General features: G+C 46.5%; 21 protein-coding genes. 9 read left to right on the top strand and 12 right to left on the bottom strand.

Annotated elements, in window-relative coordinates; translation table 11 throughout:
- Window positions 1-50 precede the first annotated feature (50 nt).
- The 4 genes from OCU77_RS00905 (at window position 51) to cysE (ending at window position 3,144) form a co-directional block, all read left to right on the top strand.
- Window positions 51-491: a rhodanese-like domain-containing protein gene (locus OCU77_RS00905; protein ID WP_048898845.1), complete on the top strand. Its 441-nt coding sequence runs from the start codon at window positions 51-53 to the stop codon at window positions 489-491.
- A gap of 104 nt (window positions 492-595) precedes the next feature.
- Window positions 596-1,066: a protein-export chaperone SecB gene (gene secB / locus OCU77_RS00910; RefSeq protein ID WP_048898846.1), complete on the top strand. Its 471-nt coding sequence runs from the start codon at window positions 596-598 to the stop codon at window positions 1,064-1,066.
- A gap of 18 nt (window positions 1,067-1,084) precedes the next feature.
- A complete protein-coding gene (gene gpsA, locus OCU77_RS00915) occupies window positions 1,085-2,101 on the top strand; it encodes an NAD(P)H-dependent glycerol-3-phosphate dehydrogenase (protein ID WP_107302844.1) in 1,017 nt (338 codons plus the stop codon).
- Window positions 2,102-2,322: 221 nt separating this feature from the next.
- Window positions 2,323-3,144 (top strand): serine O-acetyltransferase, encoded by an 822-nt coding sequence (gene cysE, locus OCU77_RS00920; RefSeq protein ID WP_048898927.1) that lies wholly within the window; start codon window positions 2,323-2,325, stop codon window positions 3,142-3,144.
- Window positions 3,145-3,236: 92 nt separating this feature from the next.
- Here cysE and trmL read toward each other — a convergent pair whose 3' ends face one another.
- The 3 genes from trmL to OCU77_RS00935 all read right to left on the bottom strand — a co-directional run bounded on the left by trmL (window position 3,237) and on the right by OCU77_RS00935 (window position 5,913).
- Window positions 3,237-3,701, bottom strand: a complete 465-nt coding sequence (gene trmL, locus OCU77_RS00925; protein WP_048898928.1) for a tRNA (uridine(34)/cytosine(34)/5-carboxymethylaminomethyluridine(34)-2'-O)-methyltransferase TrmL — start codon at window positions 3,699-3,701, stop codon at window positions 3,237-3,239.
- An 85-nt stretch (window positions 3,702-3,786) separates the two neighbouring features.
- Complete coding sequence (cpxA, locus tag OCU77_RS00930) at window positions 3,787-5,148, bottom strand: envelope stress sensor histidine kinase CpxA (RefSeq protein WP_107302826.1); 1,362 nt, start codon at window positions 5,146-5,148, stop codon at window positions 3,787-3,789.
- Window positions 5,149-5,220: 72 nt separating this feature from the next.
- Window positions 5,221-5,913, bottom strand: coding sequence for a response regulator (locus OCU77_RS00935; RefSeq protein WP_048898849.1), 693 nt, complete (start codon window positions 5,911-5,913; stop codon window positions 5,221-5,223).
- A 216-nt stretch (window positions 5,914-6,129) separates the two neighbouring features.
- Here OCU77_RS00935 and OCU77_RS00940 point away from each other — a divergent pair, with 216 nt between their 5' ends.
- Together OCU77_RS00940 and pfkA are read left to right on the top strand one after the other, a co-directional pair.
- Window positions 6,130-6,612 carry a CpxP family protein gene (locus OCU77_RS00940; protein ID WP_048898850.1) on the top strand — a complete coding sequence of 161 codons (483 nt, stop codon included), beginning with the start codon at window positions 6,130-6,132 and terminating at the stop codon, window positions 6,610-6,612.
- 552 nt (window positions 6,613-7,164) lie between these two features.
- Entirely contained in the window at window positions 7,165-8,127 is a 963-nt protein-coding gene (pfkA, locus tag OCU77_RS00945; RefSeq protein WP_048898851.1) for a 6-phosphofructokinase, read from the top strand.
- A gap of 170 nt (window positions 8,128-8,297) precedes the next feature.
- Here pfkA and tpiA read toward each other — a convergent pair whose 3' ends face one another.
- Window positions 8,298-9,068: a triose-phosphate isomerase gene (tpiA, locus tag OCU77_RS00950; RefSeq protein ID WP_048898852.1), complete on the bottom strand. Its 771-nt coding sequence runs from the start codon at window positions 9,066-9,068 to the stop codon at window positions 8,298-8,300.
- A gap of 384 nt (window positions 9,069-9,452) precedes the next feature.
- Between tpiA and OCU77_RS00955 the strand changes: the two genes are divergently transcribed.
- On the top strand, window positions 9,453-9,800 hold the full coding sequence (locus tag OCU77_RS00955) for a 5-carboxymethyl-2-hydroxymuconate Delta-isomerase (RefSeq protein WP_048898853.1): 348 nt from the start codon (window positions 9,453-9,455) through the stop codon (window positions 9,798-9,800).
- A gap of 44 nt (window positions 9,801-9,844) precedes the next feature.
- On the opposite strand, the gene OCU77_RS00960 is transcribed toward OCU77_RS00955, so the two are convergent.
- The 4 genes from OCU77_RS00960 to glpX form a co-directional block, all read right to left on the bottom strand.
- The gene (locus OCU77_RS00960) at window positions 9,845-10,213 is read right to left on the bottom strand and encodes a DUF3135 domain-containing protein (RefSeq protein ID WP_239685962.1); all 369 of its coding nucleotides are present in this window, start codon (window positions 10,211-10,213) and stop codon (window positions 9,845-9,847) included.
- A gap of 112 nt (window positions 10,214-10,325) precedes the next feature.
- The gene (locus OCU77_RS00965) at window positions 10,326-11,069 is read right to left on the bottom strand and encodes a ferredoxin--NADP reductase (protein WP_048898855.1); all 744 of its coding nucleotides are present in this window, start codon (window positions 11,067-11,069) and stop codon (window positions 10,326-10,328) included.
- Window positions 11,070-11,084: 15 nt separating this feature from the next.
- Complete coding sequence (locus tag OCU77_RS00970; protein ID WP_048898856.1) at window positions 11,085-11,702, bottom strand: helix-turn-helix transcriptional regulator; 618 nt, start codon at window positions 11,700-11,702, stop codon at window positions 11,085-11,087.
- Window positions 11,703-11,915: 213 nt separating this feature from the next.
- Window positions 11,916-12,923, bottom strand: coding sequence for a class II fructose-bisphosphatase (gene glpX / locus OCU77_RS00975; RefSeq protein ID WP_107302827.1), 1,008 nt, complete (start codon window positions 12,921-12,923; stop codon window positions 11,916-11,918).
- 188 nt (window positions 12,924-13,111) lie between these two features.
- Between glpX and OCU77_RS00980 the strand changes: the two genes are divergently transcribed.
- Window positions 13,112-13,285: a hypothetical protein gene (locus OCU77_RS00980; RefSeq protein WP_160314710.1), complete on the top strand. Its 174-nt coding sequence runs from the start codon at window positions 13,112-13,114 to the stop codon at window positions 13,283-13,285.
- Window positions 13,286-13,404: 119 nt separating this feature from the next.
- Here OCU77_RS00980 and glpK read toward each other — a convergent pair whose 3' ends face one another.
- Together glpK and OCU77_RS00990 are read right to left on the bottom strand one after the other, a co-directional pair.
- Window positions 13,405-14,928 carry a glycerol kinase GlpK gene (gene glpK, locus OCU77_RS00985; RefSeq protein WP_107302828.1) on the bottom strand — a complete coding sequence of 508 codons (1,524 nt, stop codon included), beginning with the start codon at window positions 14,926-14,928 and terminating at the stop codon, window positions 13,405-13,407.
- Between the two features lie 117 nt (window positions 14,929-15,045).
- A complete protein-coding gene (locus OCU77_RS00990; protein WP_107302829.1) occupies window positions 15,046-15,897 on the bottom strand; it encodes an MIP/aquaporin family protein in 852 nt (283 codons plus the stop codon).
- A 742-nt stretch (window positions 15,898-16,639) separates the two neighbouring features.
- Between OCU77_RS00990 and zapB the strand changes: the two genes are divergently transcribed.
- Window positions 16,640-16,882 carry a cell division protein ZapB gene (gene zapB, locus OCU77_RS00995; RefSeq protein WP_048898858.1) on the top strand — a complete coding sequence of 81 codons (243 nt, stop codon included), beginning with the start codon at window positions 16,640-16,642 and terminating at the stop codon, window positions 16,880-16,882.
- A gap of 146 nt (window positions 16,883-17,028) precedes the next feature.
- On the opposite strand, the gene rraA is transcribed toward zapB, so the two are convergent.
- Together rraA and OCU77_RS01005 are read right to left on the bottom strand one after the other, a co-directional pair.
- A complete protein-coding gene (gene rraA / locus OCU77_RS01000) occupies window positions 17,029-17,514 on the bottom strand; it encodes a ribonuclease E activity regulator RraA (RefSeq protein WP_048898859.1) in 486 nt (161 codons plus the stop codon).
- 204 nt (window positions 17,515-17,718) lie between these two features.
- Window positions 17,719-18,627 (bottom strand): 1,4-dihydroxy-2-naphthoate polyprenyltransferase, encoded by a 909-nt coding sequence (locus tag OCU77_RS01005; RefSeq protein WP_048898860.1) that lies wholly within the window; start codon window positions 18,625-18,627, stop codon window positions 17,719-17,721.
- Between the last annotated feature and the right edge of the window lie 194 nt (window positions 18,628-18,821).

Here is an 18,821-nt window from a genome sequence, read left to right on the forward strand (position 1 = left end):
GCTTAGCGCCAATTATGGGCTAAGGATTAAGCGAGAGTAGAGCGAAGGCCATGCAACAATACATTGAATTTCTGACAGGCAACCCAATTTTATCTTTAGTGTGGATTGGTCTGGTTGTCGCGATCATCACATCGTTTGTGAAGCAAAAAACCGCAGGCTACCAAATTGTTACCCCAACCCAAGCAACGGCACTAATGAACCGTGAAAATGGTGTGGTTGTCGATATTCGTTCACGTGACGAGTACCGCCAAGGTCATATTGCGGGCGCACATCACATTTTACCGAGCCAAATTAAAGAACATAACTTTGCTGAGCTTGAAAAGTACAAAGCTGCCCCAATCATTGTGGTATGTAAGACAGGTCAAACTGCGCCAGATAGTGCAAATGAACTTAATAAAGCTGGTTTTGAAAACGTCAGCGTATTAAAGGATGGTTTGATCTCTTGGAACGAAGGTAACTTGCCGCTTATTCGTAGCAAGGGCAAAAAATAAGTTTCAACTGTCAAAATTTTTGCCGAGTGGATGGTGAGAACATCGGCTCGGTAACATGTTTTATTTCATCACTAGATGAACACGGTAAATAAAAGGATATCAACATGGCTGAAGCAGCAACTAACGAAGCGCAACAAAACTTCCAAATCCAACGTATCTTTCTAAAAGACGTTTCTTTTGAAGCGCCTAACTCGCCAGACATGTTCCAAAAAGAATGGAACCCAGATGTAAAACTGGATCTTGATACGCAAAGCCGTGAGCTAGGTGAAGGTGTATTTGAAGTTGTTCTTCGCCTAACTGTTACGGTTAAAAACGCAGAAGACACAGCATTCCTATGTGAAGTTCAGCAAGGCGGTATCTTCTCTGTTGACGGTATGGAAGCACCACAACTTGCACATTGCCTAGGTGCATTCTGCCCGAACATCCTATTCCCATACGCGCGTGAAACAATTTCAAGCCTAGTGGTTAAAGGTACGTTCCCTCAACTGAACCTAGCGCCAGTTAACTTTGACGCTTTGTTCATGAACTACCTACAAAACCAAGCTGAAGCGAACCAAGAGAACGCTGAAGCGTAATCAATGCGCGAAGTTGATATGAATCAGAATGCGAAACAAAACGTTAGCATGACAGTGTTAGGTGCCGGTTCATACGGTACCTCACTCGCGATTGCTTTGGCACGATCAGGTGCCAATGTGGTGCTGTGGGGCCATGAGCCTGAACATATTGCACAGCTCGAAATTGATCGTGCTAACGAGGCTTTCTTGCCCGGTGTTGCTTTTCCTGAGTCATTAATTTTGACCTCGGATTTAGCACAAGCCGTTGCTGCGAGCCGTGACTTATTAGTGGTAGTGCCGAGCCATGTTTTTGGTGATGTGCTGACGCAAGTGAAGCCTCATTTACGTGAAGATTCACGTATTTGCTGGGCAACCAAAGGCTTAGAGCCAGAAACGGGACGTCTGTTGAAAGATGTCGCGCAAGATGCACTGGGCGATCAAGTCCCGCTTGCTGTGTTGTCTGGCCCTACGTTTGCGAAAGAGTTGGCGGCGGGTATGCCAACAGCGATTGCAGTCTCATCGCCAGACCCTGAGTTTGTAAGCGATCTGCAAGAAAAAATTCACTGTAGTAAGTCATTCCGCGTTTATAGCAATACTGATTTTATCGGCATGCAACTTGGTGGTGCTGTTAAAAATGTGATTGCGATTGGCGCAGGTATGTCTGATGGTATCGGCTTTGGTGCCAATGCCCGTACTGCACTTATTACCCGTGGTTTAGCGGAAATGTGCCGTTTAGGTGCTGCGCTTGGTGCTCAGCCTGAAACCTTTATGGGCATGGCTGGCTTGGGTGATTTAGTCTTAACCTGTACCGATAACCAATCACGTAATCGCCGTTTTGGTCTTGCCTTGGGTGAAGGTCAAACGGTAGACGGTGCACAAGAAGTGATTGGTCAAGTGGTTGAAGGTTACCGTAATACCAAAGAAGTTTGGGTGTTAGCGGAGCGCCATCAGGTTGAAATGCCAATTACTGAGCAAATTTATCAGGTGCTATACCAAGGTAAAGATGCCCGTGAAGCGGCGAAAGATTTACTCGCACGCGAGAAAAAAGATGAATAATGTCAGTGACTAAGTGCTATCGAGTATTTACTGGGTAGTTACAATTGGCTGATATTTATAACGCGAGCTTATGGCTCGCGTTGTTTTTTTTTCAGAGCACGTTACAGTTAGAGCTATAAAGTGTGACTAAATTCATTCGTTATCTTGCTATCTCACAGCCCAAGATAACGAATGGAATGCGTTGTTGGCTCATTTCAAATAAGAAAACAGCAGAGGGTGATGTGAAGGAGTGTAAGCAATATAGTCTTTGGCAATCGGTCAAGCAGGAAGCGAGAGATCAGTCAGAGCAAGAACCTATGTTAGCCAGTTTCTATCATGCCACGATTATCAAACATGATAATTTAGGGGCGGCACTGAGCTATATTCTCGCGAATAAACTGGCAACACCCTCAATGCCTGCGATGGCGGTACGTGAAGTGATCGAAGAAGCTTATGCTGCTGATTGTATGATCACTGAATCTGCGGCTTGTGATATTCGCGCGGTCGTCGAGCGTGATCCTGCTGTTGGTATGTATTCAGTACCACTTTTATATCTTAAAGGTTTTCATGCTCTGCAAGGCTACCGTGTGGCTAACTGGTTGTGGAAACAGAACCGTGTTGCCTTGGCTGTATATTTGCAAAACCAGATCTCGGTAACCTGCCAGGTTGATGTGCACCCAGCGGCGAAAATTGGCCAGGGTATTATGTTTGACCATGCAACAGGGATTGTGATTGGTGAAACAGCCGTGGTTGAAAATGATGTCTCTATCTTGCAAGACGTGACCTTGGGCGGTACAGGCAAAGCCGGCGGTGATCGTCATCCTAAGATCCGAGAAGGGGTGATGATAGGTGCGGGTGCGAAAGTCTTGGGTAACATCGAAGTGGGTGAAGGGGCGAAGATAGGTTCTTGCTCTGTTGTATTGAATGCAGTGCCACCACACACAACCGTTGCGGGTGTACCTGCAAAAGTCGTGGGTCGACCAAGCACCGAAAAACCTGCTATGGACATGGATCAGCAATTTAACGGCAGTTCGCAAACTTTTACTGCGGGTGATGGCATTTAAGATTTATCTTATTGTTATTTAAACCCTGCCACCGAAATAGAAAAAGCAGCCATAGGCTGCTTTTTTATTGTACGGTCAGTGAAGATTGTTGCTTACATTGCGCCTTCAAAACCCAGCTGGCGCCATGCTTCATAGCCAATGATAGCAGCAGCATTGGAGAGGTTTAGGCTACGGCTGTCTGGGTGCATAGGAATACGCAGGCGCTGTTCTAGCGGTAAGCTTTCAATTAGATCGGCGGGCAGGCCGCGCGTTTCAGGGCCAAACAGTAATACATCGCCTTTAGTAAACTGGGCGTTGGTATGGAAGTTTGTGGTCTTTGTCGTACACGCAAAAATACGACGCTCACCAATGGCTTCCATAAATGCGGCAAAGTCTTTATGGCGATGGACGTGGGCAAGATCGTGATAATCCAAACCTGCACGACGCAGTTTTTTCTCTTCTAAATCAAACCCAAGTGGTTCAATCAGGTGTAAGTTGGCACCACAGTTAGCGCACAGGCGAATAATGTTGCCAGTGTTTGGGGCAATTTCAGGCTCGTATAACGCAATATCAAACATAATCACTTCGGTCTGCAAAGATAAACTGAGCCTATTGTAACGAATATCACCCACGCTGTTCTAATTTCTTCTGTGCTCTAGTGTGCTAAGTGTTCAGCGGTAAGGTAATGCTCATACGTAATCCACCCAGTGGACTACGGCTTGCGACTATCGTGCCGCTATGCTGACGAATCGCACTTTCTGTAATTGCGAGCCCTAAGCCCGTACCGCCACTGCTGCGATCACGCGCAGTTGAGACTCGATAGAAAGGCCTGAAGATGTCATTGAGTTCATCGTCTGGTACGCCTTCACCGTTGTCATCTACGGTGATCATTAACTGGTGCTCAACGGGGACTATCTGGACTTGAATCACGTTATCGCCGTACTTAATCGCGTTACGCACCACATTCTCAACCGCACTGATTAACAGGTTCGGGTTGCCGCTGATCGGCCATGCTTGCAGTGGATTGTAGCTCAGTGTTTTCTGGCATTGCTCTGCTTCAAACTGGGCATCTTCTAACATCTCGAACCACAATGAATGGGCATCTGACGTTTCACGCTGTTGGTGGCTATTGACCTGCATTCGCGATAGTTCTAGTAGTTCACTGATCATTTGCTCTAAGCGTTCAGCTTCCGTATCGATACGTGATAGTTCTTTGCTTTCCCCTTGTTTGCGTTGTGCGAGTGCGGTGGCCATACGTAAGCGAGTGAGTGGCGAGCGTAGCTCATGTGAGATGTCGGATAGCAAGCGTTGTTGGCCACCAATCATTTGATTGATCGCCTGCACCATTTGGTTGAAGCTAGCACCAGCTTGCTGAAATTCGACTGAGCCTTGTTCTAGTTTGGGATCCGGGGAAAACTGGCCTGTTGCCACGCGTTCAGCGGCTTGCTGTAAACGGCGGGCTGGACGACTGATGGCCCAGGCGAGCCAGAGTAATAAGGGAGTGCTCACCAGCATGGTCAACAAGAGTAGCTGGAACGGCTTGTCTAATATTTGAATGAAAAAGGGCGGTTTCTCACGCCAAAAACGTCCGACATACATTAAAGCTTGCTGATTGTTATCGCTAATGGCAAAAGGCCCGGCCATCATCCAGCGGCCATAGAGTTTTTGTCGGGGAGCCTCGGGGCTATCGGCAATGGTCACGAAATTGCGTAATGCTTTATTACGGCCGTGTGGTGCAATGACTTCGCCATCAAGGGTAGTGAAGTAAACCCGTGCACCATCATGACGATCATGGCGTGTAATGCTGTTAAGTTTACGGTTTAGCTCACCGGGCATGGCACTGATGCGGTTGGATATTCGCTCTGCCGTTTGATTCAATTTAAAAATCTGTGGCTCGGGAATCGTGTGCTGCGCTCTAGGATCGAGATTGGGCAAGAGCAGGAGTGTAATAACGACTAAAAATAGCGTTAACCAAAATACGGCAAAGATACGGCCGTATAAGCTGGAAAATAATGGTCGACGCATGCAGTTACCTTTTCTCATGAGTGAGCCTGAACGGGGAGGCGTAGGACGTTGCTATAGGGTGACAGTACGTTGTTATTGGTCATCGACCAATAAGTAGCCTTTACCACGCAAGGTTTTAATCCGTGCTTTACCATCTTCGCGCTCGGGGAGTTTTTTACGTAAATTCGATACGTGCATATCAATAGCACGATCAAAAGGTGCCAAGCGTTTGCCGAGTACTTCTAGACTGAGTTCTTCTTTGGCTATGATTTTCCCCGGATGCTGGATTAAGTAGCTCAATAAGGCCAGCTCCGTGCCTGTCATCTCTATCAATTGTCCCTGACAGATCACTTCTTGGCGGCCTGGGTAGACCTCAATGCCTTGGCTACGTAAGCAATCAGACTGCACTTGTGTGGCATTGGTGCTGGTTTGGGTGCGGCGCAAAATAGCACGCATACGGGCTAACAGCTCCCGATCGCTAAACGGCTTAGGGAGGTAATCATCAGCGCCAAGCTCTAACCCAATAACCCTATCAATCTCTTCCCCTTTGGCGGTGAGCATCATGACAGGAATGGCGTAATTCTCTCGCAAGCGGCGTAGCATCTCTGTGCCGTTGAGTTTAGGCATCATGACATCCAGCAAAATGAGATCTATGCTGTCATCCACTTTTGCGAGCCCCTCTTCACCATTATTGGCTTCACACACCTCAAAGCCTTCCAGTTCTAGAATATCGGTGAGTAGGGAGGTCAGTTCCGTATCGTCATCAACCAGTAGAATTTTTGCCATTGTTATCAGCCTTCTCTGAAGCAGTGTCCTGCAGGTCAAAATAGTAAGCAAACACTCAACAAACAATAAAGTGCCTAACCTTAGTATCTCTAAAGCCTCCTTAACAGCCAAGTTCTCTGATCTGGATTTACGCAGCTTTACGTTAGAAAGACAGCGCTTTACCTTGCGCGAGTTATTATTAATGCATACCGAGAACGGCATATCTGGAGAAGACAAATGAAAAGCTTTAAGAAAACCTTAGCCATGGCAATCGTACTTCCTTTAGCGCTGGGCTCTGCATCAGCAATGGCTTACGGTGGTGGTAAAGGTCATCACGGTGGTAAAGGCGGTTGCGGTATGGATGGCGGCAAAAAAATGTTCCGTGAATTGGATCTGACCAGTGAGCAGAAAGCGCAAATGAAAACACTGCGTGAAAGCCACCGCGAACAACGCCAAGCTAACAGCGATAACCGTGATGCACGCCGAGCATCCCATCAACAAATGCAGCAACTGCTACTGGCTGATAGCTTCAACGAAGCCGAAGTACGTCAACTAGCACAGCAAATGTCAGAGCAGCAGCTGGATCACCGTGTCGCTATGCTGAAAAATCGTCACGACATGTTGAATATCTTGACCGCAGAGCAAAAGACCAAGCTGCAAGAATTGCAAAGTGAGCGTATGGCGAAGTGTGATGCTCACCGTGATGCAAAATCGAACTGATTGAAGCGCCGATAAATCCGTTATAAAAGCCGTAGTTACCGCTACGGCTTTTTCATTTTTTCAACATATCAAAACATTTTTGTTATTAATTTTCGTCGCAAAACAGCTATACTCCCGACTAAGCAAATTATTGGTTGCTAAACTACAAGAGTAAACCAATACGCAAGGTAGCCTTGCACCACTTTGCAGCTCACAATTTGCTGGGATTATCATGGACGACAATTCACCTTAGCCCACGGTTATCACCCAAAAATTGTGCATATTTGGTAGCAATGAACGCTACAAACAGATGTCTACCTCTTCATGGCGGTGTTTCTTACGCGGTGAAGTTTTTCATATTACGCCTTGTATACGGCTTGTTGAATAATGTGAAGTCACAAGCGATCGTGATGTGAATCAACGAATTTTTTTATCAAGATTGTAATACTCCTACATTAGTAGGAAAGTTACAGTTTTCGCGAGCATAGGATTCATCCTATGGTGCCGAGAGGGGGAACCTCGGTAACTCGTGTCTGGATTTGATTTTTCAATTCCCAAAGTCAGAGGGTAACCATGATTAAGAAGATTGGTGTTTTGACCAGTGGTGGTGACGCACCTGGTATGAATGCAGCGGTTCGCGGTGTTGTTCGTGCAGCGCTATCGGAAGGCCTAGAAGTATTCGGTATTTACGACGGCTACCAAGGCCTTCACCAAAACCGTATCGAGCAATTAACGCGTACTAGCGTGTCTGATGTGATCAACAAAGGCGGTACATTCTTAGGCTCAGCACGATTTCCTGAGTTCAAAGATGTCAAAGTACGTGAGCAAGCTATTGAGAACTTGAAACTACACGGTATCGACGCCTTGGTTGTTATCGGTGGTGATGGTTCGTACATGGGTGCGAAGAAGCTAACTGAAATGGGTTACCCATGTATCGGTATTCCTGGCACGATCGATAACGACGTAGCGGGTACGGATTACACTATCGGTTACTTAACAGCACTTAATACTGTTATTGACGCGATTGACCGTCTACGTGACACATCATCTTCTCACCAACGTATTTCTATTGTTGAAGTGATGGGTCGTCACTGTGGTGATCTTACGCTAATGTCTGCGATTGCGGGTGGCTGTGAGTACATCATCACACCTGAAACAGGCCTAGATAAAGAAGCTTTGATTGAGAAAATCAATGAAGGTATCGCGAAAGGTAAAAAACACGCTATCGTTGCACTGACTGAATTGATGACAGATGCAAATGAACTGGCTAAATACATTGAAGACCAAACTGGCCGTGAAACACGCGCGACGGTTTTGGGTCACATTCAACGTGGTGGTCAGCCAACAGCCTTCGACCGTATCCTAGCGTCACGCATGGGTGCTTACTCGGTTGATCTTCTGCTACAAGGCGAAGGTGGCCGTTGTGTGGGCATTCAGAACGAACAAATGGTTCACCACGACATCATCGATGCGATTGAAAACATGAAACGTCCAGTGCGTAAAGACCTTTACGCAGTAGCAGACAAGTTGTTCTAAATGGCAGATAGATATCACTCAGGTTTAGCATGCTGGATGTGAGTGAAGAAATGAAAGCCGGCCTTGTGTCGGCTTTTTTGTGGCTGTGATTTGGCTTGTTATTGGAATAGCAGGCACAAAAAAGGCCACCGAAGTGACCTTTTATCAAGCTAATCTGTGATTACACGAGATTATGCTTTAGCTTCAGCAGCTGCTTTAGCGATAGCGGCAAAGCCTTTCGCGTCAAGTGCTGCACCGCCTACTAGCGCACCATCGATATCTGGTTGTGCGAAGTATGACGCTGCGTTTTCTGGTTTAACAGAACCGCCGTATTGGATAACAACTTTCTTCGCGATTTCTTCAGATTTCTCTGCGATGTGAGCACGAATTTGTGCGTGGATGCGTTGTGCATCTTCAGCTGTTGCTGCTTTACCTGTACCGATCGCCCAGATTGGTTCGTAAGCGATGATAGCGCCTTCAAGAGCTTCAACACCTTGTGTGTTGATCACAGCGTCGATTTGGCGTGCACATACTGCAACTGTTTCGCCAGCTTCGTTTTGTGCTTCAGACTCACCGATACAAAGAACAGGTGTTAGGCCGTTTTCTTTAAGGAAAGCGAATTTCTTAGCAACGAACTCGTCAGACTCAGCGTGGTATTCACGACGCTCAGAGTGACCGATGATGATGTGGCTTGCACCGAAGTCTTTCAGCATCGCTGGAGACATATCACCAGTGAAAGCACCGCTGTTGTTTAGATCAGTATTCTGTGCACCAAGAATGATCTTGTTACCGCCCGCTGCGATTTCACGCTCAGCTAGGTCGATGTATAGCGCTGGTGGAGCAACGGCAACGTCAACACCTTGAACACCTTCTAGTTCAGCGTTAAGGCCTTTAAGAAGGTCAGAGACCATTTCCTTGCTACCGTTTAGCTTCCAGTTACCCATAACTACAGGATGGCGCATAGCATTTCTCCAAATTTAATAGATGTAAATTAAAACAAATCGATTTAAGTAACCGTAATCCTTGGAGGTTATCCCTATGCCAAGAGGATTACTGAATTCGATTGGTCTCAATTACGTAAAAATATAACAGAATTCTGAATAATTTTACTGTCCAAAATCATTATCGTGCTTGGTTGTACCTTTTTCGTGAAGAAAAGTGAACAGTGAAAGCGTAATTAATCATAAATTCAGCGTAAATTTTATTTTTGGCGGTCAAATTAGACAGTGATCTTTGGTTGAATTTTCACCTATGTAACTCGCCTTGCTTGGTTAAATATCGTACTGTATTGGCTAGGTGCTAGCAGATTGTGCTAGTGCAATGGACGAGTTTTTTAAGGAGGAAAAATGCCAAATCTTGTGGTGGAGTATGCCGATCCTGTCGCTGAACGCGTCAATGTGGCTGGCTTGCTGGATGATTTACACAGGGTGATGTTGGCCAGTGGTTTGTTTGAAGCCGATGCCGTCAAAACGCGTGCTTATCCTTGCCATAACTGGTTGATTGGTGAAGACGGTGTTAAACAAACGTTTATCCACATTGAGCTCAGCTTATTATCTGGGCGAACGGTAGAGCAAAAGCGTCTTTTAACACGAGAAGTAATGGCTGAACTGGAAAAACATGCCGCTGACATTAATAGTTTAACGATTGATGTGCGCGACATGGATCCTGAGACCTTCTTGAAAGTTAGCGCGTAAACTGGGTTGAAAGTGAGACGCCCCACTGTATGCAGATTGTAACTTTAAGAGGTTGGAGTGGGGCGGCAAAATGGCTTGATGTCAGCCTGCTGATGTTTGATTGTCTCTGGTGCTGTTAGCGCCTGTGAAAAGCGTACGAATTGCCTGTGAAGCTCTTTGCGCAGCAGCACGTTAACATGATTCGGGTTCTTTCCTGTCGCAATCACTTGATTGATATGGCTTAGCTGGGCCTGCAGGCGGGGTTGCATTGCTTGACTGGCGTTATCAATGATATCTTGGCTCATCGTGATGCGTAGGGCTTCTAACGCCTCCGGATCTTGTTCTGCCAAGGTCTTGAGTTCGTCAAAACTCGGTAGAGTCTGTGCTTTCTGAGAAGATTGGGCTAAATGCGCGGTTGTTTGGTCTGGCATCATCGACCTCCTTTTATCACGTCTCTTCTTACCCTAGCCAGTCAGCTGAGAATCTGACTGGCTCAGAGTTGAGACAGAGTTGATAAAATCGATCGACTTCCGAATCTAGATGTAATTACCAGTAGTGTTCCATCGTAATTTGTCCTGGTGCTCGACGTAAATTTTTCGCTAAGCCTTTTTGTTCTAAGGCTGCTTTAGTATCTCGTACCATTTCAGGGTTACCGCATAGCATAACTTGACTTTGCTCGGCGCTAAGCGTTAATCCAACATGACGTTCGAGTAGCCCATCGGCAATCGCCAGTGGGATCCGGCCGGGTAATGACAGCATGGCCGGTTCGCGACTGACAAATGGCTGTACAATTAATTGATCGGGATATTGTTCTTTTAGCGCATTGATTTCGGCTTGGTAACTCAGGTCGGCCGCATAGCGGACGGCGTGAACTAACACAATTTTACGAAAGCGTTGCCATACTTCTTTTTCGCGGAGCATGGATAGATAAGGGCCGATGGCAGTGCCTGTAGCAAGTAGCCACAGATGCTCACCCTGAGGTACTTCACTGAGCATGAAGTAGCCCGTTGCTCGTGCTGAAACGTAAACGTGATCACCTGCTTCAAGCTGATGAAGGCGCGGGGAGAGCAGACCATCGGCGACGCGTGTGGCGTAAATTTCTATGGTGTTGTCGCTGGGTGGGTTAACAAATGAATAAGCCCGCTGGATCATCTTGCCGTCGATTTCTAAACCGAGTTTCGTAAATTGCCCTGCTTTAAAGGGCTCGATATTTGCTCGTAACGTTAGACTAAACAAATCGTTATTCCAATGACGATTGTTTATGACTTCCGCGGGGATCCAGTCAGCCATAGTTGGCTCCTTATTCTAATTGTTCATGATTCGATAAGCGCAACGCCTCTCTCCGGCGATAATGTGGTCGTTCCTTTCGACAAGGTATTCATTTCCCAATAAGCGTTGGAAGACATTCAATTCTGACTGACACAGCGATGGGCAACGTTTTGCAGCGTGGCAAATAGGGCAGTGGTTTTCAACCAGCAGGTAGCCTTGCTCATCGTGTAGCAGCTCAGCCATGTAGCCTTCCTGCTCCCTGAGTGTAGTCAGTAATTCGAGTTTTTCTTTTAAATTTTCACACTTTGCTAGTGCTTGTTGGTATTGGGTGAATGTTTGTTGCTCACGCTGATTGATCACTTTTTCCAAGCCAGTCGAGCCAAATAAGTCTTCGACAGAGTCGAGCATTTGAATGATCAAATCACCATGACGATCCGTGAATTGACTGTGCCCTTGGGCGGTTAAGCGCCAGTGGCGAGTAGGACGACCCACTTTTACTTTTACATCGTGAAAATCAACCAGACCAGACTCTTCTAGCCCTTGGAGGTGTTGGCGTACGCCCATGGTGGTCAGGCTTAACTCTTGTGCCAGCTCCTTGGCGGTGACATCACCTTCACGCTTCATTCGTTGAAGAATTTTATCGATTGTTTTCATAGCAGCATCTTCCTTTGTCATCACTATTATGTAACCAGCGAGCTAAATAAAGCAACGACTTTACAAACTAAGCATAGAAGATGAATGCAACTATAGGCGAGAAATGTGAAAGGATTGAGGTGGATAAAGGATTGAACTGGGAGCAATAAAAAAGCGCACCAAACAGATGCGCCTTGATGAGACGGCGGTTAAACCATGAACTGGCTTGCCGAATTAGATGATGTGACCTTTGATCGCATCATCTTTGCGTGATAAGTAGTGCGTCGATTTAATGCGACGAATAGTACGGCACTTACCGCGAATAAGTAGGGTTTCGGTTGTCGCCATGTCGCCTTGGCGGCTGATGCCTTCAAGCAGGTCACCTTTAGTGATACCTGTACCAGCGAAAATGACGTTATCGCTTTGCGCCATGTCTTCCATACGCAGTAGCTTGTTAGGTTCGATACCCATCTCACCACAACGGTCAATTTCAATTTGACCAAGACGACGGTTCTCTTCGTTGTCTTCTTTTACTTGATGGCGAGGGATCAGACGACCGTGCATGTCACCGCCAAGCGCGCGAATCGCGGCTGCTGAAACAACACCTTCAGGTGCACCACCGATGCAGTACATGACATCGACTTCGCTGTCTGGCATACAAGTTAGGATAGAAGCGGCAACATCGCCATCAGGGAAAGCGAAGACGCGTACACCCATGGCTTGCATGTCGGCGATCACTTGGTCATGACGCGGTTTTGCCAGTGTCGTCACAACTAATGAATCCAGTGTTTTACCCAGTGCTGCTGCAATATTTTCTAGGTTTTCACTCAGTGGTTTATCAAGGTCAATCGCCCCTTTTGCGCCAGGGCCAACAACCAATTTTTCCATGTACATGTCTGGTGCTTTAAGAAAAGAGCCTTTTTCGCCAGCTGCAAGTACCGCCAATGCGTTGTTTTGTCCCATCGCTGTCATGCGAGTGCCTTCGATTGGGTCAACGGCGATATCGACAGCATCACCGCCCAAACCGACTTTCTCACCAATGTAGAGCATAGGTGCTTCATCGATCTCACCTTCACCAATAACGATTTCACCTTCAATCTCAGTTTGATTAAGAAGGGTACGCATAACTTCAACTGCTGCGCCATCGGCAGCGTTTTTGTCACCACGGCCAAGCCATTTGTAGCCTGCCAGTGCGGCACCTTCAGTGACACGGGAAAATGCCATCGCTAAATCGCGTTTCATGGTTACTCCGGAAATAGAAATCAGTGGGCTTTTGAACTGGCGGGGATTTTATCACAGCTTGAGTGAAACGTTTGCGTTAATTTAATTCTGTGCACTATCAAGTAGTAGGCGTGAAAAAGATCACGATAATAAATATGGCTTTCGGTCAAAATATCAGCATAAAAATACAACAGAAATAGAGAGATACGATGCATAGGTTGATTAAGCGCTTTCGCCGTGAGGTAAAGCAAGAAAACCAACAATTGAATAAGCGACAGCAACACCGAGCCCACAACCAATTACTTCGGCTTGAATATGGCTTATTACTATTACTGATAGTGGTCATTGTGGTGCCTATTTTGTGGCACAGCTTAATTGCTTAACCTTTGCAGCATGAGCCTGTAGTGGACGATAAAAATAAAGATTTAGAAAAAGAAAAGGTCTGCGTGTGCAGACCTTTTTTGAGGGGGAACCTTTAAAGAAAGGGCGAGATCACTGAGGATTATTCGTCGTCATAGTCTTCATCAATGGCCCAGCCTTTGGCACATTCAACTGCACGTTGCCAACCACGGTAGCGGCGATCACGTTTCTTGTCGTTGGCACAAGGTAGGAAGTTTCGATCGAGTACCGCTTTGTCTTGTAGTTCGTCGATACTGTCCCAGAAACCGACAGCAAGACCGGCAAGGTAAGCTGCACCCAGTGCTGTGACTTCGGTGACGACAGGGCGGTGTACTTCAGTGTTAAGGATGTCAGATTGGAACTGCATCAGGAAGTTGTTGGCCACTGCACCCCCATCGACACGTAGACTAGCGAGCTTGATGCCAGAGTCCGCTTGCATTGCATCTAATACGTCACGGGTTTGGTAAGCGACGCTTTCTAGCGTTGCACGAATGATGTGGTTAGAGTTAACGCCACGTGTTAAGCCGACAATTGCGCCACGTGCATACGGGTCCCAGTAAGGTGCGCCTAATCCTGTGAAGGCTGGTACGACGTATACGCCATTTGCACTGCCTACTTTTTCAGCAAAGTATTCAGAATCGCTAGCATCACTTAGTAGTTTCACTTCATCACGCAGCCATTGTACTGATGCACCGCCCATAAAGACTGCGCCTTCCAATGCGTAAGCCACATCGCCTTTCGGTCCGCAGGCGAGCGTTGTCAGTAGACCATTGTGCGAGGTTACTTTTTCTTTGCCTGTATTCATCAGCAAGAAACAGCCTGTCCCATAGGTGTTCTTTGCTTGGCCTTGTTCCACACACATTTGACCAAATAGTGCGGCTTGTTGGTCTCCAGCAATACCTGAAATTGGAATACGTGTACCGCCTTTACCACCAATGTTGGTTTGGCCATAGACTTCAGAAGATGGTTTCACTTCTGGCATCATAGACAATGGAATGTCGAGTGCTTTGAGTAGTTTTTCATCCCACTGTAGGGTATTGATATTAAACACCATGGTGCGTGACGCATTGGTGTAGTCAGTCACGTGAACACGTCCCTGAGTCATCTTCCAGATCAGCCAAGTATCCACGGTACCGAATAAGAGATTTCCGGCTTCTGCTTCTTCGCGTGCACCTTCAACGTTATCTAAGATCCATTTGATCTTGGTACCCGAGAAATACGGGTCAACCACTAGACCTGTGTTGTCACGGATATACTCTTCTAACCCTTCACCTTTCAGGCCTTCACAAATATCAGCTGTACGGCGGCATTGCCATACAATCGCATTGTAAACAGGCTTACCTGTATTCTTATTCCAAACAATGGTGGTTTCACGTTGGTTAGTGATACCGATACCCGCGACTTGGTCGGAACGGATACCCGCTTTGGCTAGCACTTCCACTAAGGTTGAGCTTTGGGTTGCGTAGATCTCGAGTGGATCGTGCTCAACCCAGCCGGCTTTAGGGTAAATTTGAGTGAATTCACGTTGGGACGTACAGACGATATTGGCGTTGTGATCCAGCACAACCGCGCGGGAACTAGTCGTACCCTGATCAAGTGCAACAATGTACTTTTGCTCAGTGGTCATAACATTTTCCTCGATATATTTTTATAGGGTAGTAGAGATGGACGCTATCTTCAGCCCGAGCACAGACGCAGAGTCGGGCTGGCATCCTATTTTTATGTTTGTTTCGTGCGAATGCGTTTAAGCACTGGCCGTTTCTTGCTCGGCATCGCCTTCGCATTTGTTTGGTAACGTACAGTTGTTGCCCGGTAGGTAGGTACCAATCACTTTAGGGTATAACCAGCCACCAAAACATGCACCGAAGATAGGCGCTAGAATTGGGACTATCATGTATGGGATATCTTTACCGCCCGTGAGCGCCATGTCACCCCATCCCGCCATAAAGGCAAAGAATTTAGGGCCAAAGTCACGCGCTGGGTTCATTGCAAACCCAGTCAGTGGACCTAAAGAGCCACCGATAACGGCGATTAGAATACCAATCAATAGTGGGCCCATTGCACCACGTGGTGCACCGTTTTTATCATCACCAATGGCTAGAATGGCGAACATCAGTACGGCTGTGATCACGAACTCAACTGCAAATGCACCACCAAAAGAGAGGGCTGCATTAGGGTAAGTCGAGAAGATGCCTGCGGTTGCAAGGCTAGCTTCACTGCCTCGGACGATCTGATTCGCGGCTTCGAATTCGGTAAATAGGTTGCTGTAAAGTGCGTAGATAAGAGCCGCCGAACAGAAAGCACCAAGTACTTGGGCCACAATGTACGGGCCGACTTTGCGTTTATCAAAGCCGTGGAAGAGTGCCAGTGCGATAGTTACCGCTGGGTTAATATGAGCACCGGAGACACCTGCAGTACAGTAGATAGCAAGTGCCACACCAAAGCCCCACATGATACTGACTTCCCACTGGCCGAATTCTGCACTTGTTAATACAAGCGCAGCGACACATCCGACGCCGAAGAAGATCAGCAAACCTGTTCCTATAAACTCAGCGATACACTCTCCGAGGAGGGTGTGTTGTTTTGAGTTGGTCATCTTTCAGTCCTTTTATCGATATGTTGTAGGGGTATCGTTTTTTATAGTTATTTCACAGCGAGGTGCTGTGTACCGATATTATGGAAATATTCCCGTTCGAATAATGTGCGTTCGAGCATAAAAGGAAGATAACAATGCGTAAACGCGCAAGCGTTTGCGTGTTTTATGATTGAAATCTCATTTTGACTAAATGAGTATTTAAATGCGCGAAAAGCAACATCCACATCTACCACTTTATGGGTATGTGGTTGAATTGACATAAAAAATCCGACCTAAAGTAGGTCGGATGTGCCAGAGAGGGCAAATCTTGGATAAATCCAAGAGAGATACGATCAAGATAAAAAGTAGCATGGTGAGGCTGCATGAAAATAGATTGAGATCGCAATTCTACGCATTGTTTCAGTGGCTAAGAGTGAATTATTACACTTGGCTGTCTGCCTATTCATGCAGCTTGGTGACAATTTAGATGAATGGGGTGCGCGGATGAACATTCAGATCCATACCACCTGCGGATTGCACAAAGGTGCACAGTTAATCGCAGAATGAATAACACAGTGGCGGTATGCAAAATGATCATCAAAATTGTTCTTTTTTTAATCACTTGCAAAAAAGCACAGTATTAGGGGATGCTTGATAGCCTCTGCGTGGTTAGAATAGATTTCAACATCGCATATTAAACACGCTCGTGCCGCGTCTTATAAGGGTTTAGGCGAAGGGGCGAGCCTACAATCAGGTGAACTTTATGTCATTAGAAATGTTGGAAAAGCTAGAATCAAAAGTACAAATGGCGGTTGATACAATTTCTCTGCTACAAATGGAAATTGAAGAACTAAAAGAACAAAAAGATAGCCTAGCAATGGAAGCGCAAGAATTACGTTCAAGCCGTGAAGAGCTTGTACAAGATAACGAAAAGCTTCGTAACGACCATAACGCATGGCAAGATCGTGTGCGTAACCTGCTAGGTAAAATGGAAGGCGTAGAGTAATTGAATACCAATCTGATTGAGATTGGTGTCATTCTAGCTTTGATATGCAGCCCAGAGAACTGAGCTGCATCTAGTGATCACGATGGGAGTATCACTCACCATCGTGATAGTTTGGCTGAGCGGCTGTTATATTGCCACTCATGCTGTTAGTCGATATCGAGCGGGTCTTGCGATAAGATCACACCCGTATTATCGGCATAGATATGATCTTCAGGCAAGAAGGTCACCCCACCAAAGTTCACCGCCACATCCACTTCACCGACACCTTGCTCATCTGCTCCCACTGGGATAGAGGCTAGTGCGTGAATACCGAGATCGAGTTCATCAAGATCATCGACATGGCGAACACTGCCATACACAATAATCCCTTCCCATTCATTATCAGCAGCCAGTTGAGCAAGTTCTGCATCAATCAGTGCTCGGCGTAATGAACCGCCACCATCAATCAGTAGTACGCGACCAGCGCCCTCTTGTTCTAAGACGGTATGAATTAAAGCATTGTCTTCAAAACATTTCACTGTGGTGACTTGGCCGCCAAATGAGCTGCGACCACCGTAAGAGCTGAACATAGGCTCTACCACATCCACTTTATCTAGGTAGATATCGCATAGCTCTGAGGTGTTGTATTCCATAAGTTCACTTCTTGTTGTGGCGAATTGTGCGAAAGGTTGATTGAACCAATCCGATGATCAATAAAGGGGTATCAATATTGTTCTAACTTGTTGAAAGTATAACCAGCTAAAAGGGCATTGCAATAAGTGACTAACGGTGATGATGCACTTCACGTCAGTGATATCACCGCTAATCGAATCACTGCTAATTGATTGGTGATGACATTAAGACAGCATCACACCAGCAGCAAACAAAATATTGGTCAGCAGGGCGCATTTCACCATAGTCGCCATCATAGGGCGAAGGGCTGCACCATCAGCTGATTGCAGGACTTTTTTACCATGATTAAACAACAGTGGTGTGCTGAGTACAAAGAGCCAACCAAACGGTGAGTGCATTTCAAGTAGGGCAAATAAGGCCAAACAAAGCACACTGCCGGTCAGTAAAAACAAGTGGTACTTGCGACCCCACTCAGGCCCCATACGCACCGCTAGCGTTAATTTACCGCAGGCGCGATCGTTATCGATATCGCGTAGGTTATTGATATTGAGAACGCCGACAGCCAGCAAGCCACAAGCGGTTGCTGGTAGCATGATCACAGAATCGATTTGTCCTGCTTGAAGGTAGTAAGTCCCGGCGACACCCAGCCAGCCAAAGAACATCAATACTGACAAATCGCCCAGCCCACGGTAACCATAAGGTTTATTACCGACGGTGTAGGCGATAGAAGCCGCAATGGCCATCAAGCCCAGTAGCATAAAGCCAAACATGTCTTGAAGGTTGTTACAGGCGAGGAAGATTAAGGTTAGCCCGCTAACAACGGTTAAGACGATATTTAAGCCCATGGCGGTGCGCATGGCACCAGGCGTAACGAGACCGGACTGAATGGCACGCTGAGGCCCTAGACGGTCATCGTTATCTGTCCCTTTGACGGCGTCGCCATAGTCATTAGCTAGATTAGATAAAATTTGAAGTAACAGTGCTGTCAGCAATGCCAGCGCTGAGATTGATGCAGAAAAACTTCCTTGCCATCCTGCCACTGCGCTACCACAAACAATGGATGCTATCGCCAGCGGCAGTGTTTTCGGCCGAGCTGCATCTAACCAAATCGCGAGTGAAGAAGATGATTTCATAATGTCGTACTTAGCAATGTATCGAATGGCTATTATGGCGCAATTCGCCCGCTGGGCAAATTTATCGCAACAATGTTTGTTTCAGAACAAAAATTGTGACCTAGATATGACACTTATTCCATTTGCTATCCCTGTGTCTGATGGATGCAATATAGCACTTGATATTGGATAGATTCGGTCGGGGAAGTGTATTA

Source organism: Photobacterium swingsii (assembly GCF_024346715.1).
In the GTDB taxonomy this organism is placed as follows: Bacteria; Pseudomonadota; Gammaproteobacteria; order Enterobacterales; family Vibrionaceae; genus Photobacterium; species Photobacterium swingsii.